15 protein-coding genes are annotated in these 16,125 nt (G+C 71.1%); 3 read left to right on the top strand and 12 right to left on the bottom strand.

Features of this window, described 5'->3' with window-relative positions; genetic code table 11:
* Positions 1–129 precede the first annotated feature (129 nt).
* Together rsmH and mraZ are read right to left on the bottom strand one after the other, a co-directional pair.
* Positions 130–1,182, bottom strand: a complete 1,053-nt coding sequence (gene rsmH / locus PFX91_RS09945; protein WP_285731120.1) for a 16S rRNA (cytosine(1402)-N(4))-methyltransferase RsmH — start codon at positions 1,180–1,182, stop codon at positions 130–132.
* A gap of 277 nt (positions 1,183–1,459) precedes the next feature.
* A complete protein-coding gene (gene mraZ / locus PFX91_RS09940; protein WP_285731074.1) occupies positions 1,460–1,891 on the bottom strand; it encodes a division/cell wall cluster transcriptional repressor MraZ in 432 nt (143 codons plus the stop codon).
* A 499-nt stretch (positions 1,892–2,390) separates the two neighbouring features.
* Here mraZ and PFX91_RS09935 point away from each other — a divergent pair, with 499 nt between their 5' ends.
* From PFX91_RS09935 to PFX91_RS09925, 3 genes are read left to right on the top strand one after another with little or no spacing between them, the layout of a single operon-like run.
* Positions 2,391–3,383, top strand: coding sequence for an AAA family ATPase (locus PFX91_RS09935; RefSeq protein ID WP_285731073.1), 993 nt, complete (start codon positions 2,391–2,393; stop codon positions 3,381–3,383).
* Between the two features lie 56 nt (positions 3,384–3,439).
* Positions 3,440–4,723 carry a DUF58 domain-containing protein gene (locus tag PFX91_RS09930; protein WP_285731072.1) on the top strand — a complete coding sequence of 428 codons (1,284 nt, stop codon included), beginning with the start codon at positions 3,440–3,442 and terminating at the stop codon, positions 4,721–4,723.
* A gap of 8 nt (positions 4,724–4,731) precedes the next feature.
* A complete protein-coding gene (locus PFX91_RS09925; protein ID WP_285731119.1) occupies positions 4,732–7,146 on the top strand; it encodes a transglutaminaseTgpA domain-containing protein in 2,415 nt (804 codons plus the stop codon).
* Between the two features lie 90 nt (positions 7,147–7,236).
* On the opposite strand, the gene PFX91_RS09920 is transcribed toward PFX91_RS09925, so the two are convergent.
* The 10 genes from PFX91_RS09920 to PFX91_RS09875 form a co-directional block, all read right to left on the bottom strand.
* Positions 7,237–7,641, bottom strand: a complete 405-nt coding sequence (locus tag PFX91_RS09920) for an SCO2097 family morphological protein (protein ID WP_285731071.1) — start codon at positions 7,639–7,641, stop codon at positions 7,237–7,239.
* A 243-nt stretch (positions 7,642–7,884) separates the two neighbouring features.
* Entirely contained in the window at positions 7,885–9,138 is a 1,254-nt protein-coding gene (locus PFX91_RS09915) for a DNA polymerase IV (protein WP_285731117.1), read from the bottom strand.
* 96 nt (positions 9,139–9,234) lie between these two features.
* The gene (locus tag PFX91_RS09910) at positions 9,235–10,026 is read right to left on the bottom strand and encodes a methyltransferase domain-containing protein (RefSeq protein WP_285731070.1); all 792 of its coding nucleotides are present in this window, start codon (positions 10,024–10,026) and stop codon (positions 9,235–9,237) included.
* 38 nt (positions 10,027–10,064) lie between these two features.
* Positions 10,065–10,478 (bottom strand): transcription antitermination factor NusB, encoded by a 414-nt coding sequence (gene nusB, locus PFX91_RS09905; RefSeq protein ID WP_285731069.1) that lies wholly within the window; start codon positions 10,476–10,478, stop codon positions 10,065–10,067.
* Positions 10,478–11,038 carry an elongation factor P gene (gene efp / locus PFX91_RS09900; protein ID WP_285731068.1) on the bottom strand — a complete coding sequence of 187 codons (561 nt, stop codon included), beginning with the start codon at positions 11,036–11,038 and terminating at the stop codon, positions 10,478–10,480. The genes nusB and efp overlap by 1 nt, the downstream gene beginning before the upstream one ends.
* Before the next feature lie 130 nt (positions 11,039–11,168).
* Complete coding sequence (gene aroB / locus PFX91_RS09895) at positions 11,169–12,269, bottom strand: 3-dehydroquinate synthase (RefSeq protein ID WP_285731066.1); 1,101 nt, start codon at positions 12,267–12,269, stop codon at positions 11,169–11,171.
* A complete protein-coding gene (locus tag PFX91_RS09890; RefSeq protein ID WP_285731116.1) occupies positions 12,266–12,778 on the bottom strand; it encodes a shikimate kinase in 513 nt (170 codons plus the stop codon). Before PFX91_RS09890 ends, aroB begins: the two co-directional genes overlap by 4 nt.
* A gap of 272 nt (positions 12,779–13,050) precedes the next feature.
* Positions 13,051–14,232 carry a chorismate synthase gene (gene aroC / locus PFX91_RS09885; protein ID WP_285731065.1) on the bottom strand — a complete coding sequence of 394 codons (1,182 nt, stop codon included), beginning with the start codon at positions 14,230–14,232 and terminating at the stop codon, positions 13,051–13,053.
* A gap of 45 nt (positions 14,233–14,277) precedes the next feature.
* Positions 14,278–15,282 (bottom strand): prepilin peptidase, encoded by a 1,005-nt coding sequence (locus PFX91_RS09880; protein WP_285731064.1) that lies wholly within the window; start codon positions 15,280–15,282, stop codon positions 14,278–14,280.
* A gap of 86 nt (positions 15,283–15,368) precedes the next feature.
* Positions 15,369–16,088 carry an SseB family protein gene (locus PFX91_RS09875; RefSeq protein ID WP_285731061.1) on the bottom strand — a complete coding sequence of 240 codons (720 nt, stop codon included), beginning with the start codon at positions 16,086–16,088 and terminating at the stop codon, positions 15,369–15,371.
* Between the last annotated feature and the right edge of the window lie 37 nt (positions 16,089–16,125).

The raw sequence follows: 16,125 nt of genomic DNA, 5'->3' as shown, positions 1-16,125 counted from the left end.
CGCCCTGGTGCGCGAGCGCGCCGCCGGCGGCGTCGTGGCCGTGCGCCCGGGGGGCGCGGGCCTCGTGGTGCCCTTCCCGCCGCGGGCGGGTGCGCGGCGGGTTCGCGTCCTGGTGCTCATCTGTTCTCCCTACTTCCGCGGCGGCCGCACACGTTCGGCCGCGCGGAGACGGGCCGACTGTGCGCGTGGATTGCGTTCGTTCTCTTCCTCCACGGGGAGCTCGGCCCCCCTGGTGAGAAGTCGGAGTTCGGGCTGTCGTTCGGGGAGGGATACGGGCAGGTCGGCGGGGGTGGTGTCCGTGGACAGGGCGGCGAGGGCCTTCTTGGTGATCCTGTCCTCCAAGGAGTGGTAGGACAGCACGGCGATGCGTCCGCCCGTGTTCAGGCGCGCGACGGCCGCCGGCAGCGCACGTTCCAGGATGGACAGTTCGGCGTTGACCTCGATGCGCAGGCCCTGGAAGGTGCGCTTGGCGGGGTGTCCGCCGGTGCGTCGGGTGGCCGCGGGGATGGCCTCGCGCACCAGTTCGGCCAGGACGCGGGTGGATTCGATGGGCGCCTGGGCGCGTCGACGCTCGATCGCCCGGGCCACGCGCGAGGCGAAGCGCTCCTCTCCGTAGGCGCGCAGGACACGGGTGAGCGCGGCGACGGGGTAGGTGTTGACCACCTCGGCCGCGGTGAGGGACTGGGTGCGGTCCATGCGCATGTCCAGGGGCGCGTCGTGGGCGTAGGCGAAACCGCGGTCGGTCTCGTCCAACTGCGGTGAGGACACCCCCAGATCGAGTAGTACGGCGTCGGCTCCGGCCGCACCCGCCTCGTCCAGGGCTCGCGGGATGTCGGAGTAGACCGCGTGCACCAGGTGTGTGCGGTCGGCGTAGGGCGTCAGGCGCTCGGCGCTGCGTTCCAGGGCGGTGGTGTCGCGGTCCACGCCCACCAGCCGCATGTCGGGGCAGGCCTTGAGAAGGGCCTCGGCGTGTCCGCCCAGTCCCAGGGTGCCGTCGACGAGCACCGCGCCGGGCCTGGTGAGGGCCGGGGCGAGAAGTTCCACGATCCTGTCGAGCATGACGGGGACGTGTCGGGGGTCGAGTCCGGCGCGGGCCGCCGCCACACGCGTCTCGATGTCCTGCTCCCCGTCCGTGTGGGCACCGTCGTCCTCGCGCCGCGCGTGCCGCCGGTCGTCCCCCATGCGCTGCTGTTCCTCCACGCTGTCACCGTCTTCCCCGAGTCGCCGCGGTAGCGCCTTCTCTTCCGTGCGCTCCGCGGTGTCCCTGCGTGGCCCGACGGGTTCCGGCGGGCCTCCGGACACGGCCGCTATTGTCCACCTTCCGATGGATCCGCGTTCGCGATCTGGCACCGGGGAAGTCGCGCCAGTTCGTGGAACCGCGTCCGGAGGCCGTTGCCGGACTCCGGCTTGCGAGGGTGTGGACTGTGTGCCGATCTCGCCGACGGTCGCGCCGCCGGGATCACAGCACCCCGGGCAGCACCTCCTCCGACAGTTGCGCGAACACGGGCTCCTGCTCGGCCTCGTAGTCCGCCCACGCTCCGGCGTCCCAGATCTCCAGACGCGTGTTGGCGCCGATCACGACGCACTCACGCTCCAGGTCGGCGTAGTCGCGCAGCTTGGCCGGGATGGTGACCCTGCCCTGCTTGTCGCAGCTCTCGTCCGAGGCGCTCGCGAAGAGGACCCTGCTGTAGTCGCGCACGGCCTTGGCGGTGACCGGGGTGGTGGCGAGGGCTTCGGTGATGCGCCGGAACTCCTCCGCGGGGAAGACGTAGAGGCAGCGTTCCTGCCCCTTGGTGATCACCAGTCCCCCCGACAGCTCCTCCCGGTACTTCGCGGGGAGGAAGAGTCGTCCCTTCTGGTCGAGGCGAGGCGTGTGGGTGCCGAGGAACACGCTCCCACCTCCCTCGGCCTCGAAAGCGGAGAATTCACCCTCTCCACGATGCCCCACCCTACTCCACTCTTCCCCACCGTCAACAGTCATCCCCCTGCGCCCGACTCCGGAAGGCCGACGAAACCCCAGTTCGGAGCGGTGCGAGCGCGAGCGGGAAGACCCGACGCCTGGAGTGTCGCCCGAACGGGCGCGGGGCCCGAGCCTTCTGAGCCCCGTCCCTCAAAGGGCGCCCGACCACGCCGAGGAGGCCGACACGAACGGACTTTCGGGAGGGGACCGTCATCTGCTCGCACGACGGCCCATGTCCCGTTTCCCGCACGGTCGAGACGGTGGCCCCGAATTGGTCGATGTTGTGTCCCCGTCGATGCCCGATGCGTATCCTGGTGGTCCTCCTCGGGCGGCGGTTCGGGGTCCGAAGGGGGGACCAGGGGGCGCTGGGGGAAGGACCGGCCCCGGTCACCACGACGGCACATGGAGCTACGGGGAGCGGGAGGACCTGGTGTCACTCGACACACACCACGGCGGTCGCGGGGGCGGCGCCCAGACGGACGTCGAAGAGATCGTCGCCGTGGCCGACCGCGTCCGCGGTGCGATGGAGACCGTGATCGGGGGCAAGCCGGAGGTCCTGCGTCTGACCCTGACCGTCCTTCTCGCCGAGGGCCACCTCCTCATCGAGGACGTGCCCGGCGTCGGTAAGACCATGTTGGCCAAGGCACTGGGACGGGCCGTGGACTGCTCCGTGCAGCGCGTACAGTTCACCCCGGACCTGCTGCCCAGCGACATCACCGGCGTCAGCGTCTACCACCAGGACCGGCACGAGTTCGAGTTCAACCCCGGTCCGGTGTTCGCCAACATCGTGCTGGGCGACGAGATCAACCGCGCCTCTCCCAAGACCCAGGCCGCCCTGTTGGAGTGCATGGCCGAGCGGCAGGTCAGCGTGGACGGCCGGACCCATGCCCTGGAGCGGCCGTTCATGGTGGTGGCCACCCAGAACCCCGCGGACATGAAGGGCACCTACGCCCTACCCGAGGCCCAGCGCGACCGGTTCATGGCCCGGGTGTCCGTGGGCTACCCCGCGCCCCAGGCCGAACTGGACATGATCGACTCGCACGGCGCCCGGTCGCCGTTGGACGCGTTGGCGCCCGTCACCGACGCGGTCCGGATCCGCGACCTCGCCGACAAGGTGGCCGCGGTGCATGTCGCGCCGGGAGTGCGTCGCTACATCGTGGACCTGGTCAACGCGACCCGCACCAGCCCCGAACTACGTCTGGGCGCCTCCCCCCGGGCGACCCTGCACCTGGTCAGGGCCGCGCGTGCCTACGCCGCCCTGCACGGACGGCACTACGTCCTTCCCGACGACGTACAGGCCCTGGCCGTACCGGTCCTGGCACACCGCCTCCTGCCCGGCCCCGAGGCGCAGACGCGGCGCCGGACCCCCGAGCAGATCGTGGCCGGGCTGGTCGCACACCTGCCCGTCCCCGGCCCCCGGTAGAGGCGCTCCGCCCCTCCTCCCCGCCCCCTGTCCGACCCCGTTCCGAGAGAGGGTCCATGCGCCCGCACCGAGCCCTCACCGCACGAGGCGTCTGCATGCTCGTCTTCGGCCTGCTCGCCTTGGGGGGAGGCCTGATCGTGGGTCAACGCGAACTGGTGGGCGTGGGTGTGCTGCTCCTGGCCCTTCCTCCCCTGGCGGCGTTGACGATTCTGGGGGCCTCCTCCCGTGTCGTGCACAGCCGCACCGTGTGGCCCACCCGTGTCCCGGTCGGGTACGAGGCCCGGGTCCGGCTCCGGGTGAGCAACGCCTCACGGGTCTGGCCGGCCGCCTTCGTGTCGTTCGCGGACACACTGCCCCTCCCTCTGGGCGAGGAACCCCGTTACACGGTGGGCCACCTGGGTCCGCGTGCGGTGCGTGAGGTCGGTTACCTGGTGCGTCCCTCCGTACGCGGTGACCATCTTCTCGGCCCCCTACGGGTCACGGTCACCGATCCGCTGGGCTGTGTTCGGGTCGACCGAAGCCTGGGGGCGCCCTCGCGCCTGCTCGTGACCCCGGCGGCCGTGCCGTTGGAGGCGCCGGCCTCCGCCGACGGCGCCAAGGGCGAGGAGTCGCCGCGTCGCCCCGTCGGCGGTGTGGGGGAACAGGACCCGGTCCCACGCGAGTACCGGTACGGTGACGAACTCCGCAGGGTGCACTGGAGGTCCACCGCCAAGCACGGCCGCCTGATGGTACGCCAAGAGGAACAGCGCCGGCGGGAGGACGGTGCCGTCCTGCTGGACGCACGACGCGGCGCTCACGGCCCCGAGGGCCCGACCGGGTCCTTGGAGACCGCGGTGAGCGTGGCCGCCTCCGTGGCGACGAGCCTGCTCGACAGCGGCCATGACCTGCGCCTTCACACCGAGGGGGGTCGGATCCCGGCCCTGACCGCGGCCGATGCGCTCGATGCCCTGGCCCTGGTGGAAGCTTCGGACTCCCCCGGGCTGATCGGTGGGATCGACCCCCTCGGCGACGGTCGGGGGACCACCGGTCTGACGGTGGCCGTGTTGGGGTCGGTGTGCGCGGAGGAGACCGCGGCGCTGTCCCGGAGCGGCGACGGGATCCGGGTGGCCGTACTGTGCGCACACGCCGCCTGGCCCGACCGCGAGGCCCTGTGGGGGGCCCGCGACGTACTGACCGCGGCGGGGTGGCGGACCATCGTCCTGTCCTCGGTCACCGAGTTGCCCGGGATGTGGAGCCGCGCGATCGCGGGAGCGGACGAATCGACCTCCTTCGTCGGGAGACCGGCCTCACCGGCGTCCGCACAGGCCGGTCCGCACGTCTTCTGGAAGGGCCCGCGTTGAGAGCACTGATGCCCCTGGCCTCCCTGCTGTGCCTGGCGATGGCGCTTCCGCTGCTGAGTCCTTTCGTGCGGGGAGGCACCTGGTGGGTGCCGGCCTTCGTCATGATGGCGGCGGTGGCCGGTGTGTCGGCGCTGTACCGGTCGCCTGGGAGGAACGCCTTTCCGGTGCCCTTCCTCCAGGCCCTGGCGGTGCTGGCCCTGGTCACCCCACTGTTCGCCGGACACCTCGCGCCACTGGGGCTGCTCCCCACGAAAGACGTGGTGGCGCACCTGGGAACGACTCTCGAACAAGGCGCGCACACCATCGACGTCAGTGCGCCACCGGTGTCGGCCTCGTCCGGGGTCATGTTGATCATCGCGTTGTGCCTGGCCCTGTTCATGATGGCCGCGGACTTCCTCGCGGTGACGGCGCGCTGCCCCGGCATGGTCGGCGTCCTGCTGCTGACGTTGATGGCGGTGCCGCTCGTCCTGGACGGTTCCGGGGTGGGTCCGCTGCCCGCGATCGCCTGCGCGGGCGGTTTCCTGGTGTTGCTGGCCGTGGACGCGTGGGTACGAGGCCGCGAGTGGGGGATGCGCGTGCCCGACGCACACGACTCCTCGGCCGGGGTGTCGGAGGCGGTCCGCAGGGTGGTGACGGTGTCACTGACCTCGGCCGTCGCGGTGCTCCTGGCGCTGACGGTGCCGCTGGCGCTGCCCTCGCTGCGCACCGACGTGTTCCACACGTTGGCCGACGGGACCTACATCGGCACCGGTGGAGACGTCATCACCACCACGCACCCGCTGGTGTCGCTGCGACGGGACCTGGCCTCCTCCTCCGACCGCACCGTGCTGACCTACCGGACCGACGCCGAGGAGCCCGACTACCTGCGCACGTACGTGCTGGACGAGTTCGACGGCGTGAACTGGACGATGACCCCGGTCAACGCCTCCAACGACACCAGGGTCGACGGGGAGCTGCCCCTACCGACGGGGTGGGGGTCGGCGCCGTCGGAGGACACGGTGACCACGCGGATCTCCCTGGACGCGGAGTCGCCACGGATGGACTTCCTGCCGTTGCCGTACTGGGCACGTTCGGTGGAGGTGTCGGGCGAGTGGTACGCCGACCCTGGCAGCCACGTGGTGTTCAGCACCAACAGCCCTCCCACGGGCCTGAGTTTCACCGTGGAGAGCGTGGACCGCAGACCGACCACCGAGGAACTGGCGGACACAGGTGACCCTCGGTCGTTGCCCGGCGACCACCGAGATCTGCCACGGGACCTGGACCCGCGTGTGCGGGAGCTGACCGAGGCCCTGACCGAACAGGCGAGGACCCCGTACGAGCGGGCGATGGCACTACAGGAGTACTTCACGGGGGGCTCCTTCACCTACGACCTGGCACCGCCCGCGGTCCCCGGTGACGCCGACCCGCTCGTCCACTTCCTGTTGGAGGACCGTATCGGCTACTGCGAGCAGTTCGCGGGGGCCATGGCGGTCATGGCCAGACAGGCCGGTATTCCGGCGCGGGTGGCGGTGGGTTACACCGCGGGCGAGCGCATGGGCGACGGCCGTTGGGCGGTGTCGGTGGGCGACGCGCACGCCTGGCCGGAGCTGTACTTCGAGGGTGCGGGCTGGGTGCGGTTCGAGCCGACCCCGGCCTCCTCCGCCGGGCAGGGTTCGGCGTCGGTACCGGACTACGCCCGGGGAGAGCGAGAGGGCGGCCCGGTCTCCCCGGGCACGGTGCCCGAGGAGCCGGAGGTCGTGCCCACCGAGACAGCACGGACACCGGAGGGGAACGAGGAGCCCGCCGCCGAGGAGGAACGCTCCCCGTCCCCCTCGGGAGACGAGGAGCCCGAGGACGAGACGGACTCGTCGGTGGCCGCCTCCGAGCACGGGCCCCGGTCCGGAGCGGACCTGTCGTGGCTCCCGGCGGCGAGTGCCGTGGCGATCGGCCTGCTGCTCCTGGTTCTGCCCGCGCTGGTGCGTGCCCTGGTGCGCTGGTCGCGTATGGCGGCGCTCTCCACGGACGACGCGAGGGCGGCGCACATCGCGTGGCGGGAACTGCGGGACACGTTCCTGGACCTGGGCGGAACGTGGACCTCGACGGAGAGTCCACGGGCCGCGGCCGAGCGGATGGCCCGTGGGGGCCCCGTTCCCGAGCGGTCCGGGTCAAGGTCCACGGGACCGATGTCGGGGTCCGCTCGGAGACCGGTGTCGCGGGAGACCGTGGCCGCGCTGGGGCGCCTGGCCCTGGCCGAGGAGGCGGCGCGGTACGCGCCCGCGCCTTTGCCCTCGGAGGGGCTGCGCGAGGACCTGCGTACGGCCCGGGCCGGGCTGGTCTCGGTGGTCGGAACGGGAGCGCGGGCCCGCGCGGTGCTGCTACCCCGTTCACTGGCCCCATGGCGACGTCCACGCCCGTCCCCGACCCCGGAGCCCCTCACCTCCTGAGACGAGAAACGTGGTGGGGTCCCACGATTTCGTGGAACCCCACCACGTGACGCTCATGCCGGACGTGCCTGCTCCGCTATCGGGGGAGGATCACTCCTCGCCCTCCTGGCGGCGACGCCAGCGCTCCTCGAAACGGTTCATCATGCCAGGGCGGCCCTGTCCCCTGCGCTTTTGCTTGGGCTCCGCGGCCGCCACCGTCTCGGCGCCGCCACCGGCGGCCTTGCGCCAGGCGTTCGCACCCCACAGAAAGCACAACAGCATGGTGAGGAAGCCGAGGACGCTGATGGCGACCTGGGCGACGGTCGACTGGAGCATCAGTCCCGTCATCAGCAAGATCACACCGATGACGAATCCGAGTCCGGCCTTGATGATCCAGCGCTTGTAATGGACCGCGGGGTTCGTTTGTCGAACGGTGTTCGCGAACTTCGGGTCCTCGGCATACAGCGCCCGCTCGATCTGGTCGAGCATGCGCTGCTCGTGTTCAGAGAGCGGCACGGCGCCTCCCTACGGCAGTCTCCGGTTGGGGTGACGGGTACTGATAAACAGCCTCTTGGTCGGTGATATGCCCAGAATACGGTGCGCTAGCGCCTGGTGGAAAGAAAAGCTGCGTGTGCACCGGACCCGTAACGGTCAGGATACCCCCGCCCTGTATGGGAAACACCAGCTTCCATGCCTCTCTTCTACCGTGATTCCGAGCCCTACCCTGAGAACGCTCCAGGGGTCCCGGAAGTTGCCGCATCATACGTCGTTTTCGTCACGTTTGGCCAACACGGCCGACTGTATCGCGCCCGGACCGAAACGTGCCGCCACTTGGTCCATGACCCGTTCGACATCCCTCCACCCCGATTCCTCCTCGCCCAGCGCCAGTTGGCGGTGCGCCCTCTCCACGGGAATGATCCCCTCCACTCTCACGCCCACCAGGCGTAGCGGCACTCCGCGCAACCCGGAGGCGGTGTACAACTCACGGGCCACGGCATTGATCTCTCGGCCCACGTCGGTCCCCTCGGGAAGGGTCCGCGATCGGGTGATGGTGGAGAAGTCCCCACGGCGCAGTTTCACGCCGACCGTACGGCCCACCTGCCCCGACGCCCGCAGTCGGCGTCCCACCTTCTCCGCCAGCCGCAGCAGTTCCCGGTCCACCGTCTCCGGGTCCGTGACGTCCTCGGCGAAGGTCTCCTCCGCGCCGATGCTCTTGTCGGGGCTCTCCGGCACGACGGGGCTCTCGTCCACGCCCCGGGCCAGCTCGGCCAACCGGGTCCCGGCCTTGTCCCCCAGCTCCTTGCGCAACAGGTCCGGTTCGTAGCGGGCCAGCCGGCCGACCGTGCGCACGCCCAACCTGACCAGGGTCTGCTCCGTCCGCTCCCCCACACCCGGCAGGGCCCCCACCGGCAGCGGGTCCAGGAACTCCCCCACATGGTCGGTGGGGATCAACAGCAGGCCGTCGGGTTTGCAGTGGGTGGAGCCGAGCTTGGCCATGAAGCGGGTGGCCGCCACACCCACCGAACACGTCAGGCGTTGTTCCTCACGTACCCGTTCGCGGATCATGGCGGCGATCCGCACCGGCCCGCCCAACCGGCGGCGCGCGCCGGACACGTCCAGGAAGGCCTCGTCCAGGGAGAGGGGCTGCACCAGTGGGGTGACCGAGCGCAGGATGTCCATGACGGCCTCCGACACGCGCCGGTAGGCCCGTCCGTCGGGCGGGTAGACCAGGGCGTCGGGGCACAGGCGCATGGCCCGTGTCATGGGCATCGCCGAGTGGACGCCGTGCGCGCGAGCGAGGTAGTCGGCGGAGGAGACCACTCCGCGCGGACCCGTGCCTCCCACGATGACCGGGCGTCCGCGCGCCTCGGGACGGCGGAGCCGTTCCACGCTGGCGAAGAACGCGTCCATGTCCAGGTGCAGGATGTGACAGTCGGCGTCCGGACCGGATCCGTCCGGGGGAAAGTCCGCGTCCAGCGCCACGATGCCCGCTTCGGAGACCATGCCCCGCATCGCGGTACCGCGTTCCAGTTGGCGTCGGCTCATGATGTCAGGTTAGGTCCGGCCCCCGCGCTCCTGCTCGGAGGGGTCCTGGAGCGACCGTGCCCTTCAGCCGCGGTGTGCGACGACATGCAACTGGGTGGCCATCCCGACCAGTTCGGGATGCTCCGCCGCGGCCTTCTCCAACTCCACCAGGTGCTGACCGGCATGGGCGTCGCCCTCCCAGGCCTGCCCGGGAACGAGGTCGGCGAACACGCGCACTCCGCGCACGCTCTCCTGGGACAGCCCCGCCTCACCGATCAGTTCCAGGATCCGACGACGGGTGAACCTGCGTGGCATCGGGTCGCCCTCGCCCCAGCGCCCCTCGGGGGCGTCGAGCAGACGGCGGGCGTCGGTGAGGTGCCCCGACAGCGCGCGATGCAGTGCCCCGGCGACCGCGTTGGTGACCAACAGGCTCACCGCGCCGCCCTCGCGGACGACGCCGACCACGTCGCGCAGCGCCGTGGCGGGATCCTCCACGTACTCCAGCACGTTGTGCACCAGGACCAGGTCCGCGCTGCCCGGCGCGAACAGGGAGGCCAGGTCACCGGTCTCCCCCTGGACCCCGCGCACGGTCACGTCCTGCTCCGCGGCACGACGTTCCAGGGCCGCGAGCGAGTCGGGGCTGGGTTCGACCACGGTGACCCGGTGACCGAGTTCGGCCAGGGGGACGGCGACCCCACCGGTGCCACCGCCCGCGTCGACGATCTCCAGGGGTCCGCCGTCTCCGAGCCGGGCCAGCAGTGCCGTCAGGGCCTCCCAGACGACCGCGGTCCGCGCCGCGTTGGCCGCTCTGGCCGGGCCGGTCGCCCCGCTCGCACCGAGTCCGCCGGTCGCGGTCGTGCTGGTCCTGTCAGTCACCTGCGTCCCCTCAATCCGGGTTGCACCCGCTCACCGGGTCAGAGCGAGAGCGTCGACTTGTTCTCCAACATCCTGGACAGGAGTCCGCTGACGAAGTTCGGTGACTCGTCGGTGGACAACTCCTTGGCCACACCGACCGCCTCCGCGATCGCCACTCCGTCCGGGATGTCCTCGGCCCACAGCAGTTCGTAGATGCCCATCCGCAGGATGTTGCGGTCCACGACGGGCATACGCTCCAGGGTCCAGCCGATGGCGTAGGCCTCCAGGAGTTCGTCGATGCGCCCGCGCCGTTCGTCGACCGCACGGGCCAGGCTCTCGGTGAACTCGTTGATCGGCGGTTCGGGCTGGGCCCGACGGCGCTTGATGACGTCCTCCACCGAGATACCGCGCACCTCGGACTCGTAGAGGACCTCGACCGCGCGACGTCTGGCCTTGCGCCGTGCTCCGCTCATCAGTTGACTCGCCCGAGGTAGTCGCCCGTGCGGGTGTCGACCTTGACGCGCTCACCGGTGGTGATGAACAGGGGCACCTGGATGGTGGCGCCGGTCTGGACGGTGGCGGGCTTGGTGCCACCGGTGGAACGGTCGCCCTGCACGCCGGGGTCGGTCTGGGTGATCTCCATCTCCACCGAGGGGGGAAGCTCGATGTAGAGCGGGTTGCCCTCGTTGGTGGCCACCGTGACCCTGGTGTTCTCCAGCATGAAGTCGCGGCCGTCGCCGACGACGGACTCCGAGACCGGAATCTGGTCGTAGGTCTCGGTGTCCATGAAGATGTAGGACTCGCCGTCGTTGTAGAGGTACTCCATCTCGCGGCGGTCGACGTTGGCGAACTCGACCTTGGTGCCGGCGTTGAAGGTCTTGTCGACGATCTTGCCGGTGGTGACGTTCTTCAGCTTGGTACGGACGAACGCGCCGCCCTTGCCCGGCTTGACGTGCTGGAACTCCAGGACGTTCCAGAGAACGCCGTCGAGTCGCAGAGTCGAGCCGTTCTTGATGTCGTTCGTCGTGGCCACTTCGGTCGTCTCTCCCAGAGGTCTGGCGCGTGAACCGGCCCATGGGGTCCGGTCGGTGGTCTGTGGGGCCGGCGCGGGCACCTCGGGGTCTTCCCCGGGTGCCGCGATACGCGCGCCGCCCGTGTGCAGTCTAGTGGCTTCGCGGGGGACGGGTGGCGCCCGTGACCGCGCGGTAGGCCTTCCCCAGGAGTTCGGGGGTGGGCCCGTTGAGGATCGTGGGTCGGGCCAGGCCGTCCAGGACCACGAAACGGAGGGTGGCTCCGCGGGCCTTCTTGTCGACGGCCATGGCCGCGTGCAGTTGGGGCCACGCCTCCTGGACATAGGAGGTGGGCAGCCCCACCGAGGACAGCAACGAGCGGTGTCGTTGGACCAGGGCCGCGTCCACACGTCCGTCCAGGCGGGCGAGTTCGGCCGCGTAGACCATGCCGATGGAGACCGCGTGGCCGTGTCGGAAGGTGTAGTTCTCGACCCGCTCGATGGCGTGCCCCAGGGTGTGTCCGTAGTTGAGGATCTCGCGGCGCCCGCTCTCACGGAGGTCGCCGGAGACGACGTCGGCCTTGACCCGGATGGCGCGTTCGATGAGTTCGCGCGTGTGCTCGCCCTCGGGGGTGGCGGCCCCCTCGGGGTCCTTCTCCACCAGGTCGCAGATGACGGGGTCGTCGATGAACCCGGCCTTGATGATCTCGGCGAGGCCGCCGATGTAGTCGGCCCGGGGCAGGCCGGGCAGGGTGGCCAGATCGCACAGGACCCCGGCCGGAGGGTGGAAGGCGCCGACGAGGTTCTTGCCCTCCGGGGTGTTGATGCCGGTCTTGCCCCCCACCGCGGCGTCGACCATGCCCAAGAGGGTGGTGGGCACCAGGATCGAACGCACTCCGCGCAACCAGGTCGCGGCGACGAAGCCGGCCAGGTCGGTCGTGGCCCCACCTCCGACTCCGACCACGACGTCGCTGCGGGTGAAACCGCGCTGTCCGAGCCGGGACCACAGGTCGGCGGCGACGTCGGCGGTCTTGGCGGCCTCACCGTCGGGGACGGGCATGGCGTGGGTCCTGTATCCGGCGGACTCCAGGACGCCGAGCACGGGGCGGGCGATCTCGCCCAGGCCCCGCGGGTGGATGACGGCGACCTGCGCGGCGCCGCCGACCAACGAGGGGAGCTCGGAGAGGACACCGCTGCCGACCACCACGTCGTAACGGCCGACCGCGTCGTTCACACCGATCCGGGTCACGGTCACTGCTGGGCCTTTCCCATGCCTCGTTCGGGCAGCGAGGGCACGATGGCGTCGACGATCTCTTCGGGGTGGTAGCCGGTCGTCTCCACGGTGACGGTGGCCAGGCGCTCATAGACGGGGAGGCGTTCGTTGAGCAACTGGCGCAACCGGGTGCGCGGATTGCCCGCCAGCAGGGGACGGGCGACGTCCATTCCCACGCGTTTGGCGGCCTCCCCGAACTCCACGTGCAGGTACACCACGTGATGGTCGGCCAGGTCCTTCTGCGTGTCCTCGTCCAGGACCGCGCCGCCTCCCACCGCGATCACACCCGACCAGGAGCGCAGACCCTCGGAGACCACCTCCCGCTCCAACGCCCGGAAGTGCTCCTCACCGTCCTCGATGAAGATGTCGCCGATGGGCTTGCCCGCGAGCTTTTCGATCTCGGTGTCGGTACACAGCAGGTCGGCGCCCAGGCGTCTTGCCAGGGCCTCGCCGACGGTGGACTTGCCCGAACCGGGCGAACCGATGAGCACCGCGATCGCTCTTGCCACGCTCTGCCTGCCTAGGAATCCGGGTCCGTCCCCGCGTGTACGGGGAGCACCGCCTGTCACGTGCGTCTCCTTGTCTAGCAGACGCCGCGCCCCCGTGTGCGCGCACGGCGGCGCGGCGACGCACCCGGGGCCGCCCCCTTTCCGAGAGCGGCTCCGCGCCGGAGGCGCAAGGGCGTCGGCCGCCCCGCTCCCCTTCGGGACGTGCCTCCGAAGGGCGTCTTCGGTCCACCCTCACGGACGGGCCGAGGCACCGTTCACCGGACGGTCAACGAGTCCAGGTAGCCCTTGAGGTTACGCGCGGTCTCGGCGACGGAGTCACCGCCGAACTTCTCGACGGCGGCCTCGGCGAGCACCAGGGCGACCATCGCCTCGGCGACCACTCCCGCGGCCGGGACCGCGGTGACGTCGCTGCGCTGGTGGTGGGCCCGGGTGGGTTCGCCGGTGTCGGTGTCGACCGTGTCCAACGCCCGGGGCACCGTCGCGATCGGCTTCATCGCGGCGCGTACCCGCAGCGGGTCACCGGTCGTCATACCGCCCTCGACGCCGCCCGCGCGGTTCGTCCGACGACGTACCCCGTCCGGGCCGGGTTCGATCTCGTCGTGGGCGGCCGAGCCCCGGCGGGCGGCGGTGCGGAAGCCGCCACCGACCTCCACCCCCTTGATCGCCTGGATGCCCATGAGCGCGCCGGCCAGACGTGCGTCCAGACGCCGGTCCCAGTGCACGTGACTGCCGAGACCGGGCGGTAGCCCGTAGGCCAGCACCTCGACCACGCCGCCGAGGGTGTCGCCGGACTTCTTGGTGTCGTCGATCTCCTCGACCATGCGCGTGCTGGTCCGCGGGTCGAAGCAGCGTACCGGGTCGGCGTCGATCGCCGCGAGGTCCTCCGGACGCGGCTCGGGCGCGTCCTCGGGCACCGCCACCGGGCCCATGGAGACCACGTGGCTCACGATCTCCACACCCAGTGCCTGCCGGCAGAAGAGACGGGCCACCTCGCCGATGGCCACACGGGCGGCGGTCTCACGGGCGCTGGCGCGCTCCAGGATCGGTCGCGACTCCGTGTGCCCGTACTTTTGCATACCGACCAGGTCGGCGTGCCCGGGGCGGGGACGGGTCAGCGGCGCGTTGCGCGCCATGCCCTCCAGTTCCTCCGCGGGCACCGGGTCGGGCGACATCACCTTCTCCCACTTGGGCCACTCGCTGTTCGCGACCTCGATCGCGACCGGACCCCCCTGGGTACGGCCGTGGCGGATGCCACCGATGACGGTGACCTGGTCTTGTTCGAACTTCATCCGGGCGCCCCGGCCGTACCCGGCGCGGCGGCGGAGCAGCGCGGCGGCGATGTCGTCAGAGGTGACGGACACACCGGCCGGGAGGCCCTCCAGGATCGCGACGAGTGCCGGCCCGTGGGATTCCCCCGCGGTCAGCCAACGCAACATGTGCACGATCCTCCCACGGATCCGCGCGCGACGGCGCACCCGGGCTCAGGGATGCGGGACCAGGGCGCCCCCGGCCAGGACGGTGGCGAGCGTGCCGGCGAGCATGAAGGGACCGAGGGGGAAGGGGTCCTTTCGGGTCAACCGCCGAAGCGCCATCAGGGCGATTCCCGTGAGGGAGAAGGCGGCGAAGGCCCAGAAGATCGCGACCAGCGCCCCGAACGGCCCCGCGGCCCACCCCGCGTACAGTCCGGTGAGCCCGGAGAGTTTGACGTCGCCGAACCCGAGTCCGGCGCTGTACACCCGCCACAACAGCCAGTACAGCAACGTGACCAGGACCATGCCCGCCAGCGCGTCCACGGCCCGGCCGGGGTCGGGACCGCCGGGCGGCAGAAGGAGGGCCGCTCCGAGCAGCACGAAGGCCACCAGGTAGGCGGGGGCGACGATGGCGTCGGGCAGGCGCATGACCCGCACGTCGATGACAGACAGCGGCACGCCGACCGCGACCAGCCACAGCACGGCGAGGACGTCGAACGGACACCACTGCGGTTGACGTACCGCCCACAGGCCGACGAGCGCGAAGAGAAGGGCGGTTCCGCAGACGGTCGTGACACCCGTGCGGATGACCTGTTCGCAGTGGGGACAGGCGCCTCGTCTGTGGAAGGTCCGAGAGGCCACGACGGGAAACCAGCGCAGGAAGCGGAGCTCCGCGCGGCAGTGGGGACAACGGGGCGGCGGCGGCCCTTCGTCGTCGTGTTCGTCGTCGGGGACCGGGTGCGGGTGGCGCTCCTCGGGGCCCGTCACGAGGTCGTCCACGTCGACCGGGGCGGCCGAGGTGGTCGGGACATGCGCGCGTTCCGTGGCGCGCGGCCCGCACCGGGGCGTGGCGAGCGGGCCGTGGAGGCGGGGTCCCCGGGGTGGGCGCGCCGGTCCGAAGAGACGGACGAGGCGGCCGCCGACCCGACCCACCGCCGCGCCGAGCAGAAGGAGGCAGACGGCGACGGCGGTCATCCACAGGTGCGGTTCGAACACGGGCGTCGCGGGGGTGGGCATGCTGGGAAATTACCCTTTCGGGGCCCGGCTCGACACCAGAGGGGTCGGCCTGGGGACGACTTCCGAGCACGCCCTGCCCGGGGCCCTCACGGTGTTTCGGGGTCCTCGTCGCGCCGGGCGCGTACCACGGCGCTCAGCTCGATCCCTCCGGGGAGTACGCCGCTCAGTTCCTCGGAGAGTCGCCCGGCCACGCGCCGCAGGGTCTCGTCGTCGCGTTCCTCCAGTTCCAGGCGGATGCCGATCTCCGCGCGTTCGGAGGGGTGGATGCGCACCCGTTCGATACCGAACTCGGTGTGCGTGACCCTGTAGACGAGCGCGAGGACCTGGGGGTCGTCCTTGGGCTCGGGAACGGTGCCCGTCTCGGCGAGCATGGTGAGGAAACGTCCCTGGACCGTGTAGGGGACGGGTCCGGCCACGTCGATCACCAGGGCGTCGGCCTCCTCCTCCACGGCCGCCTGGCAGGCGTCCTTGGTGGTGAAGGGCACGGGGCGTGCGTCCGGGCGCCAACGGCGGACGGCGTCCACCGAGGTGAAGGCGAGCATGCCCCGGCGCCCGTCCCGGCCCGTCATGATCGGGACGGCGACCTCGCTGTTCTTGTCCTTGGTGAGCCCACCGACGCCCTCCTCGGTCTCGGTGGCCACGGCGACGACGGGGATGAGCACGCGGGATCGGCTGAGTGCCTCCAGCACCCGGCGGTCGCCGCCTCTGCCCGAGGCGTGCTCGCGCAGGCGCGCCTCGACCTCGGGGTCGACGCTGCCGTCGTCGTCTCGGAAGTTCTGGGCGCCGATGATGGATGGTCTGCTCACGGGCACCGACCTTACCCGCGGGAGGTGGACTTCCTGC

This window comes from Nocardiopsis sp. ATB16-24 (genome assembly GCF_030271535.1).
Classification (GTDB): Bacteria; Actinomycetota; Actinomycetes; order Streptosporangiales; family Streptosporangiaceae; genus Nocardiopsis.
Note: the sequence above shows the minus strand (reverse complement) of the source record. Positions and strands in the feature narration are given on the sequence as shown.

Coding starts and splice junctions, on each gene's coding strand:
- PFX91_RS09915 (WP_285731117.1), bottom strand. CDS start 9,138: ATGCGGGGCATGGTCTCCGAAGCGGGCATCGTGGCGCTGGACGCGGAC.
- PFX91_RS09930 (WP_285731072.1), top strand. CDS start 3,440: ATGCGCCCGCACCGAGCCCTCACCGCACGAGGCGTCTGCATGCTCGTC.
- rsmH (WP_285731120.1), bottom strand. CDS start 1,182: ATGGGGGACGACCGGCGGCACGCGCGGCGCGAGGACGACGGTGCCCAC.
- aroC (WP_285731065.1), bottom strand. CDS start 14,232: ATGTTGCGTTGGCTGACCGCGGGGGAATCCCACGGGCCGGCACTCGTC.
- PFX91_RS09880 (WP_285731064.1), bottom strand. CDS start 15,282: ATGCCCACCCCCGCGACGCCCGTGTTCGAACCGCACCTGTGGATGACC.
- PFX91_RS09925 (WP_285731119.1), top strand. CDS start 4,732: ATGCCCCTGGCCTCCCTGCTGTGCCTGGCGATGGCGCTTCCGCTGCTG.
- nusB (WP_285731069.1), bottom strand. CDS start 10,478: ATGAGCGGAGCACGGCGCAAGGCCAGACGTCGCGCGGTCGAGGTCCTC.